Source organism: Microbacterium sp. K36 (genome assembly GCF_004794355.1).
In the GTDB taxonomy this organism is placed as follows: Bacteria; Actinomycetota; Actinomycetes; order Actinomycetales; family Microbacteriaceae; genus Microbacterium; species Microbacterium paraoxydans_D.
In genome coordinates this window covers 1-2487 of sequence record NZ_SSDN01000070.1, presented here as the reverse complement: position 1 = coordinate 2487, position 2487 = coordinate 1, and the positions used below count along the sequence as shown (strand labels likewise).

The 2487-nt window shown below is 72.1% G+C and carries 2 protein-coding genes and 1 pseudogene; 2 read left to right on the top strand and 1 reads right to left on the bottom strand.

Annotated elements, in window-relative coordinates; all coding sequences use genetic code 11:
• Nucleotides 1-1331 (top strand): CapA family protein (locus DW296_RS07915; protein ID WP_136051785.1); only part of this gene is annotated, 1331 nt, incomplete at its 5' end.
• Between the two features lie 16 nt (nucleotides 1332-1347).
• Entirely contained in the window at nucleotides 1348-1713 is a 366-nt protein-coding gene (locus tag DW296_RS07910; protein WP_136051784.1) for a cupin domain-containing protein, read from the top strand.
• Nucleotides 1714-1919: 206 nt separating this feature from the next.
• On the opposite strand, the pseudogene DW296_RS07905 reads toward DW296_RS07910, so the two are convergent.
• Nucleotides 1920-2487, bottom strand: a pseudogene (locus DW296_RS07905) (hypothetical protein); the annotation flags it as partial.

The following is a 2487-nucleotide window of genomic DNA, read 5'->3' as shown; positions in this document are numbered from 1 at the left end:
CGGCGCTCGGCGTCCGCACCCTGCCGATCTACCTCCTGCACATGCCGCTGCTCGCGCTCGCCGACGCCGCGCTCGTGGGAGTGCTGTCCGACGCGGGGCAGGCGGTGCAGCTGATCGCGGCCCTCCTGCTCCCGATCGTGCTCACGGCGGGTCTCGTCGCCGCGTGCATCGGCCTCGATCGGCTCACCGCTCGCGACGGACTCGCCTGGCTGTGGGATCTGCCTCGTCGGCGGGCCGCGGTCGACGGCGCGCCACGCAGAGTCCCCTGGCGGACCCCGGTCGCGGTGCTGGCACTGCTGGGGGTCGGCCTCGCCGTCACCGCGGCAGCGGCGATCCCCGCTCGGCCTTCCGCGATCATCGACCGCGCCGCCACCAGCGAGGGAGAAGTCAGCATCGGCGCCGTGGGCGACATCCTGCTGTACGACGCGTCGCGCGGAATCCCGGCGGATCGCGGGCGATCGACCTTCGACGAGGTACGCCCCTGGTCCACCGAGGACCTCGTCACCGGCAATCTGGAGCAGGTGATCGCGGCGGACACCGGCGTCGACAAGTGCGGCGGGAGCGACCACTGCCTCGCGTTCCGCAGCGAGCCGGATGCCGCTGCGGCGCTGCGCGGCTTCGACGTGCTCAATCAGGCGAACAACCACAGTCACGACTTCGGCCGGGAGGGCGTCGACGAGACGAGGGCCGTTCTGCGCGCGGAGGGCATGGACGCCGTCGGGGACCGGAACGAGGTCGTCGTGACGAGGGTCGGGGAGACCACCGTGGCCCTGGTCGGCTTCGCGCCGTATGGGGGATTCAACCGGGTCACCGACCTCCGCCACGTCGGTCAGGTCGTGCGTACGGCGGCGGAGCAGGCCGACCTCGTCGTCGTCCACGCGCACATGGGCGCCGAGGGACCGGAGGCCGACGCGGTCACCGGGGGGACCGAGCTCAGCTTCGGGGAGAACCGGGGCGATCCGCAGGCGTTCGCGCACGCGGCCGTCGACGCCGGGGCCGATCTGGTGGTCGGGCACGGCCCGCACGTCGTCCGGGGTGCGGAGTTCTACCGCGGCCGCCTCATCGCCTACAGCCTGGGCAACTTCGCGGGAGGGGGCGTCTTCGGGGCCGAGGAGGAGACCCGCTTCGGCGCCTACCTGTCGGTCCGTCTCCGTGCCGACGGAACGTTTCTCGGCGGACAGGTCCGCTCGATCCGCTTGGGGGCCGACGGCGGCGCCCCGGAGCCCGATCCGACCGGTCGGGCCGGTGCCCTGATGGACGAGCGCGGCCGGCGGGACTTCCCGGGCAGTGTCGCCGTCATCGACGCCGACGGGTTGATCGCCCCGCCGTGAGGATAGGCTGCTGGCCATGACGGACGACGTTCGCAATGTGCACGAGGCCCTGTCCACCATCCACGAGCATTGGCAGCCGCACCGGCTGACGAGCGTCAACGACTACGACGTCAAGGTCGTGAAGCTGCAGGGGGAGTTCGTCTGGCACACGCATCCCGAGACCGACGAGCTGTTCTTCGTGGTGAGCGGACGCCTGACGATCCAGCTCCGCGACCGCGACGTCGTCCTGAACCCGAACGACGTGTTCGTGGTGCCCCGGGGCGTCGAGCACTGCCCGAAAGCCGAGGAAGAGGTGGAGGCGATCCTCTTCGAGCCGAAGGGCACGGTCAACACCGGAGACGCAGGCGGCGACATGACGGCAGATCTCCAGGAGCTCGGCTAAGCCCCCGCATCGCGTCCCGTGCGTCCGCAGAACGGGCGCACGGATGCCCCGCGGTGGGGGGACCACGGGGCATCCGCCGTTTGCGCGGCGGTCACGCTCGGCAGAGGAAGCGCAGCGAGGGCTGCACCGCACGTGCGGACGCTGCCGCGCACCGGCGGGGGCGAGTCTCCTCCCCCGAGGACATCGCCGCCGCCGGGGCTCAGCGCCTACGCCGTGCGACGGCGCAGCAGGCCCGCACCTCCCAGCAGCAGGAGAGCGGCGAGGGCCCACAGCCACGCGGCCGAGGCGCCACCGGTCATCGCGAGGCCGGTGGCCTCACCCGTCGCGGCGGCACCCGCAGCCCAGGGCATGCTGGTCATGCCGGCTCCGGTGCTCGGCGTCGTTCCCGGGTTCACTCCGGGGTCGGTGTCGGGGTTGGTGCCGGGGTCCGTGCCGGGGTCGGTGCCGGGGTCGGTGCCCGGGTCCGTTCCGGGATCAGTGCCCGGATCCGTGCCCGGGTCCGTTCCGGGGTTCGTGCCGGGATCGGTCACCGTGCTTTCGCCGACGACGGAGATCGCGTTCCCGCCGATCGTGATGGGAAGCGTCACGGGGAGCTCCAGCTGAGTCCCGCCGAGGATGCTGTTGATCGCGCTGCAACCGGTGAGAGCGAGCGAGACGGCGATCAACACCGTCGTCTCGGCGGAGAATGCCGAGCTGGCGGAGAAGGCGGGACCGCTCCGGTGACCGGTGCCATGCCGGTCATCGAGGTGGACCAGGACGGCGTCCCGATCGATG

What these genes read in the sequence shown, in the direction of transcription:
- DW296_RS07910 (WP_136051784.1), top strand. Translation starts at nt 1,348, where the DNA reads ATGACGGACGACGTTCGCAATGTGCACGAGGCCCTGTCCACCATCCAC.